At 53.0% G+C, this 19167-nt stretch carries 19 protein-coding genes; 3 read left to right on the forward strand and 16 right to left on the reverse strand.

Features of this window, described 5'->3' with window-relative positions; all coding sequences use genetic code 11:
- The 13 genes from HII33_RS10200 to HII33_RS10260 form a co-directional block, all read right to left on the reverse strand.
- On the reverse strand, window positions 1–963 hold the full coding sequence (locus HII33_RS10200) for an ornithine cyclodeaminase (RefSeq protein ID WP_179395685.1): 963 nt from the start codon (window positions 961–963) through the stop codon (window positions 1–3).
- On the reverse strand, window positions 947–2773 hold the full coding sequence (locus HII33_RS10205; protein WP_179395686.1) for an aminotransferase class I/II-fold pyridoxal phosphate-dependent enzyme: 1827 nt from the start codon (window positions 2771–2773) through the stop codon (window positions 947–949). Before HII33_RS10205 ends, HII33_RS10200 begins: the two co-directional genes overlap by 17 nt.
- 182 nt (window positions 2774–2955) lie before the next feature.
- The gene (locus tag HII33_RS10210; protein ID WP_179395687.1) at window positions 2956–4086 is read right to left on the reverse strand and encodes a glycosyltransferase; all 1131 of its coding nucleotides are present in this window, start codon (window positions 4084–4086) and stop codon (window positions 2956–2958) included.
- Between the two features lie 11 nt (window positions 4087–4097).
- Entirely contained in the window at window positions 4098–5090 is a 993-nt protein-coding gene (locus tag HII33_RS10215) for a stealth family protein (protein WP_179395688.1), read from the reverse strand.
- Window positions 5091–5157: 67 nt separating this feature from the next.
- Complete coding sequence (locus HII33_RS10220; RefSeq protein ID WP_179395689.1) at window positions 5158–5949, reverse strand: LicD family protein; 792 nt, start codon at window positions 5947–5949, stop codon at window positions 5158–5160.
- A gap of 14 nt (window positions 5950–5963) precedes the next feature.
- Window positions 5964–7118 (reverse strand): hypothetical protein, encoded by a 1155-nt coding sequence (locus HII33_RS10225; RefSeq protein WP_179395690.1) that lies wholly within the window; start codon window positions 7116–7118, stop codon window positions 5964–5966.
- Window positions 7119–7158: 40 nt separating this feature from the next.
- Window positions 7159–7761 carry a YveK family protein gene (locus HII33_RS10230; protein ID WP_179395691.1) on the reverse strand — a complete coding sequence of 201 codons (603 nt, stop codon included), beginning with the start codon at window positions 7759–7761 and terminating at the stop codon, window positions 7159–7161.
- Between the two features lie 33 nt (window positions 7762–7794).
- On the reverse strand, window positions 7795–8592 hold the full coding sequence (locus HII33_RS10235) for a glycosyltransferase (RefSeq protein ID WP_179395785.1): 798 nt from the start codon (window positions 8590–8592) through the stop codon (window positions 7795–7797).
- A gap of 32 nt (window positions 8593–8624) precedes the next feature.
- Entirely contained in the window at window positions 8625–10025 is a 1401-nt protein-coding gene (locus HII33_RS10240; protein ID WP_179395692.1) for a sugar transferase, read from the reverse strand.
- A 167-nt stretch (window positions 10026–10192) separates the two neighbouring features.
- Window positions 10193–11272, reverse strand: coding sequence for a phosphomevalonate kinase (locus tag HII33_RS10245; RefSeq protein WP_179395693.1), 1080 nt, complete (start codon window positions 11270–11272; stop codon window positions 10193–10195).
- Between the two features lie 149 nt (window positions 11273–11421).
- Window positions 11422–12354 carry a glycosyltransferase family 2 protein gene (locus HII33_RS10250; protein WP_179395694.1) on the reverse strand — a complete coding sequence of 311 codons (933 nt, stop codon included), beginning with the start codon at window positions 12352–12354 and terminating at the stop codon, window positions 11422–11424.
- 69 nt (window positions 12355–12423) lie between these two features.
- Window positions 12424–13218, reverse strand: coding sequence for a type I methionyl aminopeptidase (gene map / locus HII33_RS10255; RefSeq protein WP_179395695.1), 795 nt, complete (start codon window positions 13216–13218; stop codon window positions 12424–12426).
- A 24-nt stretch (window positions 13219–13242) separates the two neighbouring features.
- Complete coding sequence (locus HII33_RS10260) at window positions 13243–14178, reverse strand: NAD-dependent epimerase/dehydratase family protein (RefSeq protein ID WP_179395696.1); 936 nt, start codon at window positions 14176–14178, stop codon at window positions 13243–13245.
- Between the two features lie 202 nt (window positions 14179–14380).
- Between HII33_RS10260 and HII33_RS10265 the strand changes: the two genes are divergently transcribed.
- Together HII33_RS10265 and HII33_RS10270 are read left to right on the forward strand one after the other, a co-directional pair.
- Window positions 14381–15421: an acyltransferase family protein gene (locus HII33_RS10265; protein ID WP_179395697.1), complete on the forward strand. Its 1041-nt coding sequence runs from the start codon at window positions 14381–14383 to the stop codon at window positions 15419–15421.
- An 11-nt stretch (window positions 15422–15432) separates the two neighbouring features.
- Entirely contained in the window at window positions 15433–15891 is a 459-nt protein-coding gene (locus HII33_RS10270; protein ID WP_179395698.1) for a flavodoxin, read from the forward strand.
- 57 nt (window positions 15892–15948) lie between these two features.
- Here HII33_RS10270 and HII33_RS10275 read toward each other — a convergent pair whose 3' ends face one another.
- On the reverse strand, window positions 15949–16410 hold the full coding sequence (locus HII33_RS10275; protein ID WP_343036856.1) for a GtrA family protein: 462 nt from the start codon (window positions 16408–16410) through the stop codon (window positions 15949–15951).
- Window positions 16407–17432, reverse strand: a complete 1026-nt coding sequence (locus HII33_RS10280) for a YihY/virulence factor BrkB family protein (RefSeq protein ID WP_425483988.1) — start codon at window positions 17430–17432, stop codon at window positions 16407–16409. Before HII33_RS10280 ends, HII33_RS10275 begins: the two co-directional genes overlap by 4 nt.
- A gap of 185 nt (window positions 17433–17617) precedes the next feature.
- On the opposite strand from HII33_RS10280, the gene HII33_RS10285 reads away from it, so the two are divergent.
- Entirely contained in the window at window positions 17618–18667 is a 1050-nt protein-coding gene (locus tag HII33_RS10285; protein ID WP_179395699.1) for an LCP family protein, read from the forward strand.
- An 81-nt stretch (window positions 18668–18748) separates the two neighbouring features.
- On the opposite strand, the gene HII33_RS10290 is transcribed toward HII33_RS10285, so the two are convergent.
- Window positions 18749–19138: a hypothetical protein gene (locus HII33_RS10290; RefSeq protein WP_179395700.1), complete on the reverse strand. Its 390-nt coding sequence runs from the start codon at window positions 19136–19138 to the stop codon at window positions 18749–18751.
- Window positions 19139–19167: the final 29 nt, after the last annotated feature.

Genomic DNA, 19167 nt, shown 5'->3' on the forward strand with positions numbered 1-19167 from the left:
TCACCAATACCAAACTTTCTCTGTCGGCGGCGTCAGCTCGATTGATGCGGTCGCCTCTGCCTGGACTTTGTCATACAGCTTAGCAGCAAAGAAAATGTCGTGTAACGCTAACCCAATATTGTAAACCGTGATTCGTTCCTCATCAGTCTGCCGCCCGAGCGAAGGCTCTTGTAAGACCTCCGCCACTTCAGCCAGGTGCTTGAAGTCCTTGAAGTATTTGAACCCCTGAACCTGTGCCACATCATCGCAGTAGACCCGGTCTACAACACAATCGAGATTCATGAACCCCCGCGTATGGATCGGCACTAGCAATGTCCCTGGTCGCATCATTGTCGGGTCTGGCAGTAAGTCGGCTTCAGCATATGTCAGCGCGGACAAGATCACTTCGCTAGCTGCAAATAACGCGGCGACCGTCGGCACATCGGTGATTGTCAAGCGCTCATGTCCAGGTAGCGTCATTAAGTACGCGCGAAAATCACGTTCCTGGCCCTGAAACGCGTACAGGTTGATCGTCAAGTCGCGATTAGGGAATAACGCGAGCAGTGCCTTGACCGCCGAGCGAGCTTGATTGCCAAGCCCAATTACACCAACACTCGTAAAATCGTGCTTCGCGAGAAGTCGTACGCTATGCGCGGCAACGGCACCGGTCCGGGCGGTGGTGATAAAGTTACCATCCATGATTGCTTTTAATCCGCCAGTTTTCAGGTCATACAACATAATCTGGCTATCCAACGCTGGCTGCCGCGTCGCATAGCGATTTACGACCTTGACCCCGGCAACTTGAAGCGCCGGAATAATCGTCGGCATTACGTTGAAAAATGTGGTTGCGTCGGGCTTCAAACTCAATTTTGCGGGTAGGATCACCTGCTGTTTCATTCGTAGCGCATCGTCGACCCAATCGACCATCTCTGTCTCACGAAGTGACACTCGAGAAAGGTGTGCAAAATCAATTATTTTGGTCATCCGCAAACTCCTTCATTGCAAGTAACAACTCGTCGTTCTCCTCGCGCGTCTTAACTGCGATCCGGACATACTGGCCATTGATGCCATGTTTTTCCGTCAGATCCTTGATCAAGATCGCATGGGTCTGAAGCAGATAGGCCCCCAGCCCCGCAGCCGTCACACCCTCTGTCAGCCGCAACATAAAATAGTTGGCCTGGGAAGGCAGAACGGTGACGTAGTCCAATCGTTCAAGCCCCGCTGCTAACGCCTCGCGAACGGCATAAAAGCGCTTCAGCCCCTTCTGATAATCACCCTTATATTTTTCGATGATCTGCAAGAAAAACTCGCCAAAGGAATTGATGTTCCAAATTGACACTTCACGTTTGATCGTCGCAATCAGCGCCACATCACCACTGGCCAAGATGCCCAACCGGACGCCCGGTACACCAAACGACTTGGAAATACTCTTGATCACAGTCAGGTGTGGATACCGATCAAGCAGATCGCGATCAAGCATTGAGGTGACCGCTTCCGCATCCGCAAAGTCTGAGAAGGACTCGTCAACAATCAACTTGATCCCCGCAGCCTGCGTCCAATCGCAAAGTGTCAGCAATTCGGCATGCGTTAAGTAATTCCCAGTTGGATTATCGGGATTGATCACGATCAGCTGGCTCAAGCCCTTATCGGCAAAGAAACGTTGAATGTCCGCTGCGGTATACGTGTACCCTTGTTGATCTGTATTCATATACACTAGGCGGTCTGCAGGCAGGCGGTTCGGATATTCCTCGAACGTTGGTCGGATCACACCGACGCGGCCGCTCCCCTGCGCAAGCACGACCTTGATCAACTCAGCTGCACCGTTCCCCACAACGATTTGATCAGGCCGTAGCGCGTAATACTTCGCTGCAAGGCCTGAGTTCACACTCAGGCCGGACGGATAATCAATAATCAGCCGGTCTAGATTCTCGTGGAACTCATCCACCATCGCACGCGGTGGAAAGAATGGGTTGACCAGATAGGCGTAATCATGAACAGACGGGAAGCGCCAGTAGCCCCCGAAGCGCGCCCCCATCTCCTTCATTTTTTGAATCGGATCCGCACAAAATTTGATTCCGGCGATTGTCAGATCCTGAATGTCATCGGTTTCGTACCAATCATCCGGTGACAATACCTCCGCTTGCATTCCCTCTGGGTCAATCGCAACAAGCGTGCCCATGACCGTTTCGTAGTACGAATCACCGCCAAAGCCTACAATCTGAGCGTTCAGATACGGTAGGAACTTGGTCCGCGAGTATGCGGCGCTCAGTCGATAGATGTTGACCGTCTTGAGAAGATCTGTCGTGTGTTGACGATTGATCTGTGCTTTGGGCACAAAAGCAGTGATGTTCCCCGCTTCGTCTGTGCGAACACAGGTCCCATCCATCCAGGTCTCAAATGGACTTACGACCGCAAAATTCGTGTTTGTGGAAGCAATCAATCGCTCAACAACGCCGTCTGCTAGGATCAAATCAGATTCGAACATCAAGGCATCTTCGGCGATTAAGGCATCACTCGCTTTTTGGACCGAAATAATGTTATTTGCCCGGTCAAAGGTATCATTGATGATGACCTCAACTGGCGTCTTAAAGGTAAAAGTAGCCAGATGGGCTTTCAAGACGTCCGCCTTGTAGCCAGCCACAATCACGACTCGTGACAACCCGAGGCCATCAAGCTGGCGGAGCAATCGGTGAATCAACGTTTCCCCATTAACTTGGACCATGCACTTCGGTTGTGTTGCGGTCAACTCCTTGAAGCGCGTTCCCTTACCTGCTGCTAAGATAATTGCTTGCATTGTTCTCTCCTTAACCTGCCTCGAAAAATCAGACCCATGCTACGATTATACAAAGATTCGTATGATATCCTTCTGCCTCGAGAAAAATGTTAACTTTTCTGAAGAATCGCTCGTGTCACAGTTTAAAAGGGAGCCTTCAACGCTCCCTCCATTACACGCGGACTATCATCGCACTACCAGTTTCAATTTGGATTATTATAGATACGTCGGAACTCATCGGCAAAGAAGTTCATCGAAAACCTAGATGCTGCCACTATCTCGTTATCCTTGTACCGCTGAGCAGGATTGAGCGCCAAGTTGAACGTCTTTATCTGGTCAGTCCAGACCTCGTCAGATGCCGAAAGTGACAAAAATTGGACTCGTTGGGTGACGTTCGTCATCTTCGGAACACCCGTTGATGCCAATACCGGTAACCCCGCCGCCTCCGCTTCGATGACGCTGATTGATAGCCCCTCTGCCACTGAGGTCGAGATGTAAAGATCTGCGGCTGAATAGAACCGGCGCACATCTGTGCGTTGACCCATAAAAAAGACTCGCTGTGTAACGTGAGGGGCATAAGTATGTGCGTATGTCCTGAGCTGGTCAAGCTCCGGACCTTGACCAACAATCACTAATGCGTCGAGCTGTTCATCGAAGACTTGAGCAAACAACTCAATTGTTCTTTTGATATTCTTGATTGGCATTAACCGCGCAACAACTAGGGCCACCCGCGCGCGTTCGGAAAGCCCTAGCTCTGCACGAACGCTCTGTCTAGTATCAAGATCAAAACGCAATGCACTTGTGTCGATTCCGTTGGCAACAACTTTTACAGACCTCTCGGTTAACCGATGTCCAAAGACCTGAACTGCGGCGTCGTCACTAACACTGAGAAGGGTTAGCCCCTGATGACCCAAATACCAGCGTTGAGCGGGCTTATTGACCTGAGTCAATAGCCTTGCCAGCGCACTATACCCCGATGGCTGCGCGTTGTGTATTTGAAAAATAACCCTGGCCCCACTGCGTGTCGCTGCTTTGGCGATGTATGTGGCGTTAAGCGTTGTCGCATTGATATGAACAATATCAAAATGGTGCTCAGAAAAAAAAGCGTCTAAAACCGCCCCTCTTCTCAACACGTTTTTTAGTCCAAAGATATTACCGAGTTGATAGACCGAGATCTTCCTGTCCGACAGAAAGGACTTCATCGCATAGTCACCAGACGTGGCTGCTAAGATCGAGAAATCATATTCCTGACTCAGAGCAGTGATCAAGACACGGAGAAACGATTCAGTTCCCCCGAGCTTGTCGCCTAATCCTGTTAATAGTACCTTCTTCATCTCTTCACCCTTTACTTTTCAAAGGAGGACTTACTACCCAATTCGATTGAGAAAGCCTGACGCAACCCCGCGGTCGCTTCTTCATATTCGTGATCAGACATTTTATCTGAATCATTGATATTTAGAACTCGATGCTTGGATTTTAAGATGTCACGAACGGCGTCGGTCCAGTTCTGCAACTGGTATGCTTTACCAAAATCGGCCCGCCTATGGCTGTAATATCCCGACAATAGATCGAAGTACCTGAAGAACCACAGCGAAAAGTCAGAAGTGGCTCGAGTCTGGTTCGGACAAGTCGACGCCAGCATCTCTGGAAATTGGGCCAGACCGCCCCTTATCCGACTCTGGCAATAGGAAACGGGTGTATGTGGGTCGACAAATCGTGTAAACATTGGAAAAGGGAGTAGACATAAGTTGATCAAGTTCCACTTACCATTCTTAGGGTTAAAAATTTTGAAAAACTGCTCCGCAAGCGTCTTTTTTTTTGAAAAGGCGTTGTTTAAAATAGCTAAATTATTGACGTAGGTATGCTCAAACACGTTATTTGGCATAATCGCGTTGAAGGACAAAAAGTCTCTAGGGTGCCCCTCTGAATCAAAGAAGTCCGTGGGTTCGACCGCACGGTTGAGGAACATGTCGTCATTAAAGTACACAAAGTGTTCCGCTAATCCAGGAATGTTGACTAAATGAAAGTCAATGACATTGGAATTAAATGTTGGCAGATATCTGGCCGGAATAATTTGTTTATGATCTATCACGGTAACCTTTTCGTTCTCGGTTTTTAACCAGGCAGGGACTTGTTCATCCGTGACGAGGAAAACGTGATTGACCCATGGTGCATAGACTTCAATTGAGCGAAAGAGAAACTTCAGCGTGCCATAATCTCGGTAACGCGCCTGCTCATCCCCATTAGGATCTTGTGTGCCGGCGACCGATGCATATTTTTCTAACCACTTCTGGTCATTTTGATCGACCCAAGTGATGACAAAATCTATTGGAAACAACTCTCTACCACCTTTACCAATAACCGAACACGCCCTTCAAAGACACCGACCGAGCGCCACACGATTTCTACCGCCAATACGCTTCAAAAGTATGACGCTCAATCTTCTCTGGTGGTGGCGGTGTCATATAGTTTGCGCCATATAACACAGTGAGATATTTCTCGGCTTCCTGCGGGATCGGCATCTGCTTTCCCTCGAACTCGGCCATACGCCCACTTCCTAACCATGCCGCCTGATATTGCTTAGTTGGATTCCAAGTCACCATCATTTGAGTTCTCAAACTTGAGTTCGTGTCACGATATTGACTCGCGTACCGATCGAGTTGACGCCGCAACCAATTTCCTGGAATTAAATTGCCCAACCCATAAACGGTCCGTTTGAACAGGCCACGAATGCCTTGTCCAGGATTGCGTAGTTTTTGCTCACATACTCGTAAGACCCGTGTCAGTCGGTTCATCCCACGAAAGTAACGCGATTTCTGCTCTGTCTCTTCTGGTAATACGTCGACTGGTAAAATGTCGATGTAAACGCCAATTTTCTGGGGGTGTCTCAACCTGGTTTCAACTAACGAGGTTCGCGCATCATAAACCTTTATAAAAGCCGTCGGATAAGTTGCATCTGTCAGTTTATAACGCGCATCCCCCGTAAACAACTGACGAAAGCGATCATAGTCACTTCGCTCCATGATCAAATCTGCATCATCGTCCCAAGGAATAAACCCTCTGTGTCGAATCGCCCCGAGCAAAGTGCCACTATCCAAGAAAACCGTTAACCCACGTGCTCGGCAGAACTCAACGACATACTCAATCATATCCAACTCAACTTTTTGTACTTCGCTAAGCGATAACTGCTTTGTCACAATAAATCCTTCTTTCAGTCCATGATGTCTTGCATCTTTTCGGCTTCTGTTGACGCTAACGGTACGTGTGTCACTAGGTGATTAAATCCTGGCAACCCCATAACCAACGCCATCGGCAACAAGGGCGACTGGAACGCGAAGAAGGGTGGATTTTCAGAGAATGAAAACACGAGAAGCATTAAAATCAGTGCAACGAACCGCGTATCATGTTGCTTCAGCATAGCGTTAATCGAAACGGACAGAACTATCAGGATCAGCATGAAGAGCAATAGCCCATTTGCATACGGGTAGTAAACAAACGCCCCATCAAACGCGCCGTTCGCATATGTTAGTGGATCTGGTAAACTGTTTCCCACCAACTTGACGTGTGAATAAACAAAATAATGGTTCCAGATATCCGGCCGAGCAGTGAAAACACGATTCAACCGCCGGATCACCTCTAGGTGATCCCAACCCCATGCAATGAAAAATGCCAGACCAGTGAGTAGAAACGGTGAGCCGACCAATAGCCCACGATTAATTTTCAGATAAGCAAACTTTGGCCACAGCCGATCGATCACCCACAGACAAATCCCCACCACCAAAGTTAAAATCGCAGTCCAATCTTCAAGGTAAACTGAGCAAAAAGCGATCGCCAACGTCGCGATAATAAAGTACCTGTACGTAAGCTGCTGCCAGTTCTTCACCAAAACTAAAATCAGAATCACAACGAGGTAGTAACCCATGACGTTGGGGTTTTTAAACCCAAAAACCCAAAAACCCTTCAATTCAAGAAAGATCGGAAGGGCACCGACCAGGCTTGCGCCAGCCACTGTCAGCACGCCCGCGATCATCGCAAAAAGGTAAACATTGATGAGGTCCTTGACTCGATAGAAACTGGCAGCCATTGCGAATAAGAATACAATGACGACGGTTAGGTTCCCTAGTAGTAAGTAGACACCCATCAGCCCAAGCATTAGTCCTTCGGACAGTAACTGTTTAACCGTGAATTTGTAAGTCCACGCTTGAACAATGACGAACGCGAGCAAAACACCATACAGGAGGTACCCAGCGATCTTCCACCAAGGATTATCATCCAAGGTTATCCAAGCACTATTCATAACAATCTGATAGTACACAATGAGGCCCGTGATTGCTTGGCCTAACCAATGGTCTTGCCTTCTTATCATGCAACTTTCCCCTCACGCAGCACAACCAAGCCGACTAAAATCACTTCTGCTTGCCCCGTTTAGACTGAACGACTTCAATTAAGAAGGCAGCCGCAACGGCCACAAGGACACCGACAGCAGCACCAAGAATAATTGCCTTTTTCTTACTGAACCCTTCAACTGTCTTGTCGATAGTCGTTGCCTTGGTAATAATGGCAACTTTATATGTTGGCAATTCTTGCTCCGCGACTTTTTTCAGGCGTGATGCGATCAACCCCACCAACTTTTTTGAATCCTTCGCGGTTTCCTGATCAGCCGTGATCGTGACAACTCGAGAGTTGCTCCCAACATTGACCAACAAGTTAGTATACAGATCTGAATAATCGGCCCGATCATCTTTATCTGAAAGCGACCGGTTATACTCACGAACAGCCTGACCAAGAACAGCCTGCGACCGAGTAAGATCGCTTAACGTTCCATTACTAATATCGAACCTTTGATTTGGTGAAACCATAACTTGCGCGGTTGCGGAACTAGCGACCATATCACCCGGGCGCAGTAAAAACGTTGCGCCGGCACCCACGATTGCAAAAACCAGTACGAGCCAAAATCTTTTCATGACGATCGAAAAAAGATCGCCCAGCGAGAATTTTTTGTTATCCATCTTTTCCACCCTTTATAGTCTTTACCTAGTCAATTAGGAGGCGTGCAAGCGTGACACATATAACTTTTGACGCCATGAATTGGGAATAAGCGAGAACACGATATGCACTGCTGAGACGATGATGAAATCAACAAGTCCACCCAGGCCAGCACGATACACTTTGTATCGCCCCTTTATCCCTGGAATTAAGTAGCTGACGCCGCCGCGTCGAGAGAACATCTCCTTACCAGTTCGCGCAAAGACAAGATCTTGCTGAATATTTCTAGCTCGATCACCTTGCTTAAGCATCCTTGCCCAAAGATAGTAATCCTCGAACCCGGTCAAAGGTTGATAATTACCAGCTTTTAAAACAGCTGATTTTTTGAACATCACAGTCATATGATTGAAAGGATTTCGCTTCTTTGAAAAACGTCTGATCTCGACGTCACTTTCTGGGACGCGCCGGTGTCCGATCACATTATCCGGCTGACCATCAAACTCCAAAATATTCGAGCTACAAATTTGAAGGTTAGGATCTCGCTCGAATTCTGCAAGTTGAAGTTCTAAGCGATCGGAACGCATCACATCATCAGTATCCATTCGAGCAATCAACTCATTTCGGCAGGCATTGACCCCGACCGCCAGTGAGTGACCAAGCCCACGATTAATGGGCTGCCGTTCAATACGCAAAAGCGTTGTTTTCTGCCGGAATTTATCTAGTGTTGCTTCCAGCTGGTCAGTGATCGGTCCATCAAGCACGATGACCACTTCATCTGGTTGCAAAGATTGCTTTAGTATACTAGTTAGACATTCTGCAAGAAAGCGAGGATCCTCCCTAATGTACAGTGACATCAGCACGCTGATTTTTGCCACGCAGGCACCCCCTAAGATAAGTGATCGATGTCGTTTTCTTCAACAATCTCATGAAGCTTGACAGAGCTCGGCTCTTCTTCTTCATCGACCCCTGCCGATGACATCTTATCGAACAAGATCTTGATCGTCTGAAGCAGGATCTTGGCGTCCAGCATCAAGCTGTACGACTTGATGTACAGCAGGTCGAACTTCAGCTTGCTGTGGTAATCAGACGCGTATTTCCCGTAGACTTGGGCGTAGCCCGTGATCCCTGCGCGGACATTGTGGCGCAGGTAGTAGTGCGGTTCCTCTTCGTTGAACTGATCGACGAAGAACGGCCGCTCTGGACGCGGCCCAACGATCGACATGTCGCCGAGCAGCACGTTGAAGATCTGTGGCAGCTCATCGAGGCGCAGCTTGCGCAGGTACTTCCCGACGGTCGTCACCCGTGCGTCGTTGGCTGTCGCGAGCATCGGCCCACTCTTCTTCTCCGCGTCATTGCGCATCGTCCGGAACTTGTAGATGCTGAACTCGCGCTGGTTCATCGTGATGCGGGTCTGTTTGTAGATGATCGGCCCCGGGGAGGTCAGTTTGACTAGGAGCGCCGTCACCAGCATGAACGGTGAGGCGACGATGAACATGAGTAGTGCAACGATGATGTCGAACAGGCGCTTGAAGAACGCATTCTCCGGTGTGAGCCGGAAGCCGCGAATACCCATGACACTTTCGTCTTCGAAGTTCATCAGGTTCGGCCGCAACATCAGCAGATTGTCGAAAGTCGAGGTCAGCATGATCTGCTTGTCGTGCCTGAGCGCCAGATCGATGATCGCCCGCCGCGTGTCATCCGCCAGGCTCTTGTTCAGATAGAAGATATCGACGTCGTCCAGGATCTGTTCAGCGTTGGCGATAAAGTGGTCGGTCACGACATAGGTGATCTTATGCTTATTGTTCTTGGCCGAATTGAAATTCTGAACGATCGCCGGCAACTCAGTTTCACCAGCCACGACCGCCACGCGCTGGCTCGGGGTCAGCCGCAGGTACATCAAGAAGACCAAGACACGCCAGCACCCAAGGACCACGATACTGATCAGGAAAGAATAGGCCAACACCGACCGGGGAAAGGCGAACAGACGCCCGATGAAGGTGATCATAATCAACCCGGCGATCGTGATCAGCTGCCCCAGCACGGTATTGAACAGGATGTCACTGACCCGGCGATTGTAGTAGACGTACACCCCGAGCAGGAAGTTCACCAAGAGGAACAGCACTGTAATGTACACCGCTGATTTCTCGTATGTATAGAAGTTACGCTCTGGGATCACATGTCCGAATTTCAGGTAAAAGGCAAGCAGCACGCTGAGATTGAATAGGACCACATCCCCAATAATGGTCGCGAAACGCTTCAATCCGCCCCAAGCAGCTTTTGGTTTCATAAACTTAACCCTCTCACACAATCTTTTTGTCGGCGATGAACGCCGCATATGCATACAGTCATTGATTATACCATAGCATCCGTGGCCCTTGAGTACAAAAACGGTCACCCTGAATGATACCAGAAAGGGTGACCGCTACGGCCTCGCGCCATTAAGCTTAACTAAATCTATGAGTTCTCGCGGATCTCGTGCACCTGAAAACTCAGCGGTTCGATCGCCTTGTCGCGCCACGCTTGCAACAGGGCGTCGGTCTCGATCTGTGCATCGATCAGCACGATGCCGCAATCCCCGCCGCCAGCCCCTGAGGACTTGGCCGCCCCGCCGATCTGCTCCGCCGAATCACACATCTGCCGCAGCAGCGGCGTCTCGATCTCAACACCGGAGAACTCAGCCAGGCGCTGAAGCAACTGCCGGTTGGTCCGGACACCGGCCTGGATCTGCGCCAGCGAGCCAGCGCGGAAGCCGGCGATCATGCGCTGGATCGTTTCGCGGCTCTCAGCTAAGAAGCGCTGATAATCCGCCCGGCGTTGCGCCTTGGCGATCGCGATCTTATCCACCAGCCGGGAGGTCGACGCCGGTGAGCCCGTCCAGCCGATCAGTAGCCGCATCGCGTCAGGTGCGGTCAGCAACTCGATCGACAGCTGCGGCCAGTCCATCACCAAGAGCTCGCCCAGGCTGTGCTGTCGCCGTTCGGCGGCGAGCCAGTCCTTATCGAACGACTGGTAGGCGATCCATCCGCCGTAGACAGAAGCGGCGATATCGCCCAGCGATCCGTTGCCCTGGATGTCGAGGTGCGCGATCGCAGCAAGCTTGTAGAGCTGGTCGCTCGTCATGCCCAACCCATAGAATAGGTTGAGCGCCTTGACGGTCGCGACTGTGACGGCCGCCGAGCTGCCCAACCCGTACTTCTTGCCGTCCAGTGAGTCGAGATCCGAGTCGACGAAGAGCCGGTACAGGCCCAGCGGCTTGCCCTGTTCGCGCGCATACTGCTCGGTCAACCGGATCGCACTAAGGATGTAGTGGAAGGGGTTATCCCGATTGTCGAACACCATCTCATCCCCGTTGCGGGACCACATCAGCGAATTTTCCTGGTACTGTTTCGAGACGATGCTGCCATAGGTCGGCATGCGCTCAACGGTCACCGTCACGAATTGATTCAAAGCCACGATAATAGCGGGGTACCCTGTTTCGACCACCGCGTATTCACCGGCAACGTAGAGCTTGCCTGGCGCCTGCGCTGTTACCACTTGATCAGAACCCTTCAACTTTCTTTCATGTAAGTCAGGTGCATGTCACCATTATACGTGGCGCATGCCCACTCGCCGCATACTGGCGGGAACTGTTACTTTTTCTGAAGAAACACCTCATCCATTCTAGCGGATGAGGTGTCCAAAGCCTAGCCTTTTTTGCCGTCACGTTCCTTGACGATGTACAGCGGCCGCTTCTTGGTCTCCATGAAGATCTTGCCGATATACTTACCGATGATGCCCAGACACAGGAGTTGTATCCCCCCGAGAAACAGGAAGATCGAGACCATCGATGGCCAGCCTGCGGTCGGGTCCCCGTAGAGCCAGGCGCGGATCACGATGAACACCAATGCGAGCCCCGAGCCCACACAGGAGAACGCCCCAACGAACGAAGCGAGGTTCAGTGGCAACTCGGAGAAGTTGACGATCCCTTCGATGGAGTAATTGAACAGCTTCCAGAAGGACCACGACGTCCGTCCGGCCACGCGCCCCCGGTTCTCGAAGCTCAAGTAGGCCACGTTGAAGCCGACCCAGCTGAACAAGCCCTTAGAGAATCGGTTGTACTCCGTCAGTTCGAGCACCGCGTCGACCATCTGTCGGGTCATCATCCGGTAGTCTCGCGCCCCGTCGACCATCTGAGTCTGCGAGATCTTATTGATCAGCCGGTAGAACCGCCGCGCGAAGAAGCTGCGGATCCGCGGCTCCCCCTTGCGATCGATCCGGCGCGTCCCCACGCAGTCGAGGTCCGCACCACCGCGCAGCATGGCCAGCATCTCGGGCAACAAGGTCGGCGGATCCTGCAGGTCGGCGTCCATCACGACCACATAGTCGCCACTGGCTTGCTGGAGTCCGGCGAACATTGCGGCTTCCTTCCCGAAGTTGCGGGAGAACGACAGGTAGTGCACCGCCGCATGCGCCGCGGCCAGCGCGCGCAGCGCCGCCAGGGTTCCGTCGGTGGAGCCGTCGTTGACGAACCAGTACTCGAGTGGCGTCGCCAGCGTCGATCGCTGGGCCTCGACTGCTGCAAAAAACTGCGGCAGCGTCTCCTCTTCATTAAAACAGGGCACGATGATCGAGAGCATCTGCGCTCCCCCCTTCCTTGACGTGGACCAAAAAAGCTAAGCCCACAGCTTAGCTTCCATTCTACCGCATCACAGCAGATATTTCGCGTCTTCGACCGGATCCTGGCTTGTCAGGATCTTTGGCCCGTCATCCGTGATCACGATCGTATGCTCGTACTGCGCGCAATCCGACCCGTCCGCCGTCACGTAGTACTCCCAGTCGTCACCGGGCAGGTCGTGCGACTTGATCTTCCAGGTGCCGGTAGTGATCATCGGCTCGATCGTGATCGTCATGCCGGCCTTCAAGCGCAGGCCATGCCCGGGTTCGCCGTAGTGAGGCACGTTCGGGCTCTCATGCATGGTCGGCTGAATGCCGTGCCCGATCAACTCGCGTACGTCACCGTAGCCGTTCTCGTCTTCGGTAAAATGCTGGATTGCGTACCCGATATCGCCGATCCGGTTCCCGACCACCGCCTGATCGATGCCCAGGTACAGCGCCTTTTTGGTGATGGCCATCAGCTTACGCCGCTTCTCGGAGATCGCCCCCACCGCATAGGTCCAGCAGGAGTCCGACATGTAGCCCTGCCAGTTGACCACGGTGTCGACGGCCACGATGTCGCCTTCCTTGAGGATCAAGTTCTTACGCGGCGTCGCGTGTGCGACCTCGTCGTTCACCGACACGCACGTCGCGTACTTGTAGCCCTCGAACCCCAGCTCAGCGGGGATCGCGCCTTGCGCCTCGATGTACGCGCGCCCGACCCGCTCGATCTCCCAACTGGAGATCCCCGGCCGGATGATCGCGGCGACCGCCTTGTGCATCCCGGCAAGGATCGCGCCAGACTTAGCCATCCCTTCAATTTCTCGTTCAGATTTCAATGTGATCAAAACAGTGCATCTCCTAATAGTTGATTACGCGATCGACGCGACGTACTTAGCCAGCCCCTCTGCTAGCGGCGTGTGGTGCATGAACTCGAACTGGTCGATCTTGCTGGCGTCCGCATAAGAATCACGGATGTCACCGGCGCGGGCCGCCTCGTGTGAGGCGTTCAGCGTCTGGCCGGTCAGCTGCTCAAGCTGCGCGACGACCTGGTTCAGGGTCGTCTGCTTGCCGTTGGCGATGTTGAACACATCGGCCTTGGCCGCCGGCGTCTGAAGCAACCCCCGGATCGCATTGACAACATCGCCGACGAAAACAAAATCGCGGGTCTGCTCGCCGTCGCCGAAGAACGTGAACGGCTTGCCAGACGCGAGCCGGTCCATGACGATCGACAGCACGCCGCTGTACGGTGACGCCGGGTTTTGCTTCGGCCCATACACGTTGAAGAAACGCGCGCACACCATCGGCATGTCATACAGGCGCGCGTAGTTGATGATCGCGCGCTCTGTTGCGTACTTGTCCACAGCGTACTGCGTCAGGGGCTGGACTGCCATGTCCTCGCGCTTAGGTAGCTCCGGGCGCTCCCCGTAAACCGCCGCAGAGCTCGCGAAAAAGAGCTTCTTGAACGGCAAGTGCGCAGTGCGCAATGTCTCAATGATGTTCAGGTTCGCCTCTTGGTTCACCAGGTGGGTCTCGTACGGCCGCTCGACCGAATCCGCCACGCTGGCGACTGCTGCGAGCAGCACGATGTAATCGAACTGGTTCTCGCGCAACAGTGCCTGCATGAAGGCGTGGTCAGTAATCGAATGTTCGAAGAACGTCACACGATCGGAATCCGGGATATTGTCCTGGCTCCCCATCGACAAGTCGTCGACGATCGTGATCGTATTGGTGGGCGCTTCAAGCAGAAGGTCCGTCAGGTTGGAGCCGATGAAGCCAGCCCCGCCGGTAATTAAATAGCTACTCATGTTTGCCTCCCAAGTTGTCATTCACCTCCCCATCCTATCACAACTGTATTTGTTTGCGAACTTCTACCGAATCTGGTTTTACGCTTTGTGAAGAAAAAAGCTTGATTTGTCTCGCCCCCACGCTTAGATTTATAAAGTACTTCTGCGAATGTACCTACTGATGGTATGTGACCAGCAAGCCATCTGCGAGGAGGAAAGCACCGTGGATCTGCTACTTTGGGGATTACTGATCCTGATCTTGTTATCTGTCAGACCGACCCAGAATCTTGTTCAGGGGCATTTAGATAAGTCTTCGACTGATGGCCTCAAGGGTGTCAGTATCTTGGTCATCATGCTTCACCATCTGAGTCAAGCCACGCTCCATACCTCTTCAACCAACTTATGGTTCTCAAAGCTGACCATCACGGGCAGATTTGCCGTCGCGATTTTCTTTTTCGTCTCAGGATACGGGTTGGTGCGTCAATTTCAGCTCCGGGGCCCGGCTTACCTGCAGCGATTCTTCCCGCACCGAATTCTTCCAATTCTTAAAACCTATTTTTGGGCAATGCTGATCGTTTTCTTGATCAAGCGTGTGACGCTTGGCTTAAGCCTCACGCAAGCCGGGTTGAGCCTAGTGACAGGGAGTCCTTTTGTCGACAACAGTTGGTTTATCGTTGCCATTTTGTACTTCTACGTGGCCTTTTGGCTCACCTACTCGATTCCGGTTTTCACCTCGACGATGAAAAGCCTTGTACTTGGCGGTTTGACGATTGTTTACATCGCAGGTACATTTCACCTCGGATTTGGGGAGTGGTGGTACAATGCGGCCGCCACCTTTTGGCTCGGCACCCTACTTGCTGAACACGAACAATCAGTTTTCGATCGGCTGAATCGCCACTACTGGCTCATCCTGACAGCATCACTGGTTATTTTTGGCCTGTGCTTCAAAATGGACTACTCGCACCATACCGACCTAATTCGCGCACTGAGCGTTGTCGCATTCATCGGAATGGTAGTCGTCATCACGACCAAATTCCAACTTAAAAACCCACTATTCACGCAGTTCAGCCGGTTATCGATCTACCTGTACTTAGCCCATGGCATTTTCATCCGATATTTACGGTATGCCCCATTCATATACGTCCGCAGCAGCGTTGCCTTCTCATTACTCGTACTCATTTGTTCATTCGGCACCGCACTCTTTTTCACTGCAATCCCCAAATACTTACGCGCTCACGCCATTAATCGACAAGCTCGCCAATAGGAGGAACCAAGATGCCAATCGCTAAGATCGTCTATGCCAGCATGACTGGCAACAATGAAGAAATCGCCGGGATCGTCGAGGAAGAACTCGACAACGCCGGCTTCGAGGTGACCACCACCGAAGTCTCACAGGCAACTGCTGCCGACTTTGAAGACGCCGATCTCTGTGTCGTCGCGACCTACACCTACTCCGACGTCGGAGACGGGGTGTTGCCGGACGAAGCCGTTGATTTTTACGAGGAGCTCAAGGACCTGGATCTGACCGGCAAGGTCTACGGTTGCTGCGGCAGTGGTGACCGCTTCTACGACGACTTCTGCACCAGCGTCGATGACTTCGACCAGGCGTTTGCCGCGACCGGCGCGACCAAGGGGGCCCCAAGCGTCAAGATCGACCTCGCGCCAGAGGCAGATGATATCACGGCCCTGGAGGCGTTCAGCCAACAGCTCGTGGCCGCCGTCACCGCAAAATAAAAAAGGCGCCAGCAACGATGCTGATGCCAGGCTATGGTTAAGGGGTGAGCCGCGGGCTCACCCCTTTTTTGCGTGGGGCCGAGAGCAGTGGTCGGTGGTCCGAAAGATCACGAGTTTGCTAAAGCCGTAATTCGCAACCACGATCAAGATCTGGGTGAACCCCTTCGCCCAAGCGATCCGTAGCCCCATCACACTGATCAACCCCCACATGCAGGCGTAGTCGAGCCCGAGTGACGCGACCCGCGCAGCCACGAAGGCACCCAGTTCACCGAACGTCTGCCGCCGCCCACCACCTCGTGAACGGAAGACCCAGTACTTGTTGGTGACGAAGGCAACCAACACCGCCACCCCCCACGCGCACAAATTGGCAAGCGGCCAACTGGCGCCGAGTGCGCGCAAGCCGGCGAAGCTGACAAGGTTGAGTCCTGTCGTCAGCCCGCCGAAAAACAGGTAGAGCAACGGCGCCCACCATCCGTGTGTGCTCAACCAGCGCTGCATCTGACGCCATCGTGCCCTCACTCGCCGACCTCCCGGCGCGCCAGCCGCCGGTTGACGCGCTGACGCCGGACGAAATCATGGAGCTTGCCGCGTGAATGGTGCAGTCGGCCACAGTAATACTCCGCCACGATCGCGTTGACGACCGCGCCGATCAGCCACATCATCGCGCTGAAGTTCAGCCACAGGAGCAACACCATGAACGTCCCGATCGTGCCGTACGAGTTGTAGCGCGTGCCGAAGTAGTGCATGTAGATCGCAAACAGCTGTGCCAGCGCCAGCCACGCCGCGATCGTGAACCCGGCCCCAGGTAGAATGGTCCAAAATTTGATCCGCGCGTTCGGTAGGATATAGTCGATCAACGTGATCACGGCGACCAATGCCACCAGCGTGATCGGCCAGCGCCAAGTATTGAAGGTGGTCAGCCACGCATCGGACAGCCCCAGCAGTGGCACCAACCACTCGAGGAACTGGCGCCCGAAGGCAAAGGCGATCATCACCGCCCCCAACACAACGATCAAGGTGAAGAAGACCAGCATCGATAAGAGACGTTGCAGGATGAAGTTTCGCGGCGGCGTGACCCCGTACGCCTTGTTGAAGCCATTCTTCAAGCCGTTGACGCCCAGACTGGCGGCCCACAGCGTCGCGATCGCCCCGATCGACAGGATCCCACCACTGGTCGATGCCAGCAGATTCTGAATGACCGGATTGATGAAGGTCATGATGTCTTCTGGAATCACTTGCGCGAGGTACGTCGACACGCCGCTGTAGCTGAGTCCGAACAGCGGTAGCAGGTTCCCGGCGGTGATCAACATGGGGAACAGAGACAACAGCGCGTAATAGGCCAGGGACGCAGCCGTAGCCCCCAGCTCGGCCTCGCTGATCCGACGCTGCGCCAAGCGCAGCATCTCTTTGAGCTTGAGCCGCCAGGGCAGGGCCAGTTTCGCCAGCGGCACCCGCCCCGCCTGGATCGCCCGGCGCTGAGCGGGTGTCAGCGTGGTCTTCGGGCGCTTCTTCATTTCGCGCGCAACGGTCGGCTTCGCCATGAGTCGCTCCTCCTTCGATCGCTTTTGCCTTAATTATACCAGATTGACTCAGGCGGCCGAAATCCCACCGCAAACAGGTGACTGGCCCGCTTGCGATTCTAACAAAATTGTTACTTTAAAAGTTTTGCGCGCTTTTATAAGCCCAATCGAGTAAAATACAATCAGCGTATAATTGGAGGATTTTTATGACAAAACAGCGATCTAGTGAGCCACAACGCAAAGGCCGACTGCTTAAGTTGGTCACGCTCGTACTGCTCACCACCCTCATGCTTGCCGGCGGGTATGCGCTCCACCTCTATTCACAGACCAAAGTGGCGATCGACAAGACCTACGTCAAGAACAAAGCCACAACCAAGAAGACGGTTAACCTCGCAGATCAAAAACCCATCAGTATCTTGCTGATGGGGACCGACACCGGCGAGTTCGGGCGCTCTGATACTGGGCGTTCTGACACGATGATCGTGGTGACCATCAACCCGCAAGGTAAGCGGACGACGATGATCAGTATTCCGCGAGACACGCTTGCGGAAATGACAACCAGTCAGTACACGGGTTATCAAAAGATCAACGCGGCGTACACCTTCGGCGGCGTTGACGCCACCGTCGCAACGATCAAAACCCTGATCAATGTGCCGATCAACTATTACGTGATCGTCAACATGGCCGGGCTGGAGAAAATCGTTGACGGCATCGGCGGCATCGACGTCAACGTCAAGTTCAGTTGGAGCGACCCATACTCACACGGAACGTTCACTAAGGGCCCTGCGCACCTAAACGGTAAGCAGGCATTAGCCTACGCACGCATGCGCCATGCCGACCCCGAGGGTGACTATGGCCGCCAGCAGCGGCAACAAGAGGTGATCACCGCAATCGTCAAAAATGCCCTGTCGGCGAAGTCACTGACGAACTATAAGTCGCTGATGACCTCACTATCAAACAGTATGCGTACCGACCTCACCTTCGACGAAATGGTGACGATCGCTGAAAATTACCGGGGTGCGGCTAAAACGATCAACAAGTCAACCCTCCAGGGGCTTGGCGCATACATTAGTAGCGCCGCGTATCAAGTCCCGACGACGGCCGACCTCCAAAAAACTTCTGATCTGGCCCGCACCGAACTCGGGCTGGCGACGACCACGCTGGATAACTTCAACACGAAGCAGAATGCACTCAACACGCAGATGGGCTTCAACTGGAACGATTTGAATAACCCGACTTACCACGTTTATCGGTAAATGATCGCCCCGCGGCAACGCGGGGTTTTTTGCGCCCCTGCCACGCCAAAAACGAGCGGTCCCCCGCTCGTCTGCCTGGCCTCACAGCTCTGCGCGCTCGCGCCAGCTGAACAGGAGCCGGGTCGGATCGCGCATCGCCATGCGATAATGGGCGGCGGCTTGCAGGAAATCTTGCACTAAAGCAGGCTGCGCCGTGTAGTAGCGGCCGTTCGGGGCCTGGTTCGGGACCAACTGTAGCGGGCCCGCCTTGAAATCACCGGCCTGTAGCTGCTGATTCAACATGATGCTGAACGCCGTCGCCGTCAGCTTGGCGGTCGCCAAGCCGCCGTGATGATCCTCGTAGACAATGTCACCGCGCCAGCGATCCGACAACGCGAAGATAAAGCCGATCAACTCAGGCTCGCGCACGGTCACCGTCTGCACGTGCCGCCGCAGCTTGGTGATCAACTGCTGTAATTGCACATCGAACATGGTCATCCCTCCTCCTAAGCTTGCGGCCA

It is taken from the genome of Lacticaseibacillus absianus, from assembly GCF_013407595.1.
In the GTDB taxonomy this organism is placed as follows: Bacteria; Bacillota; Bacilli; order Lactobacillales; family Lactobacillaceae; genus Lacticaseibacillus; species Lacticaseibacillus absianus.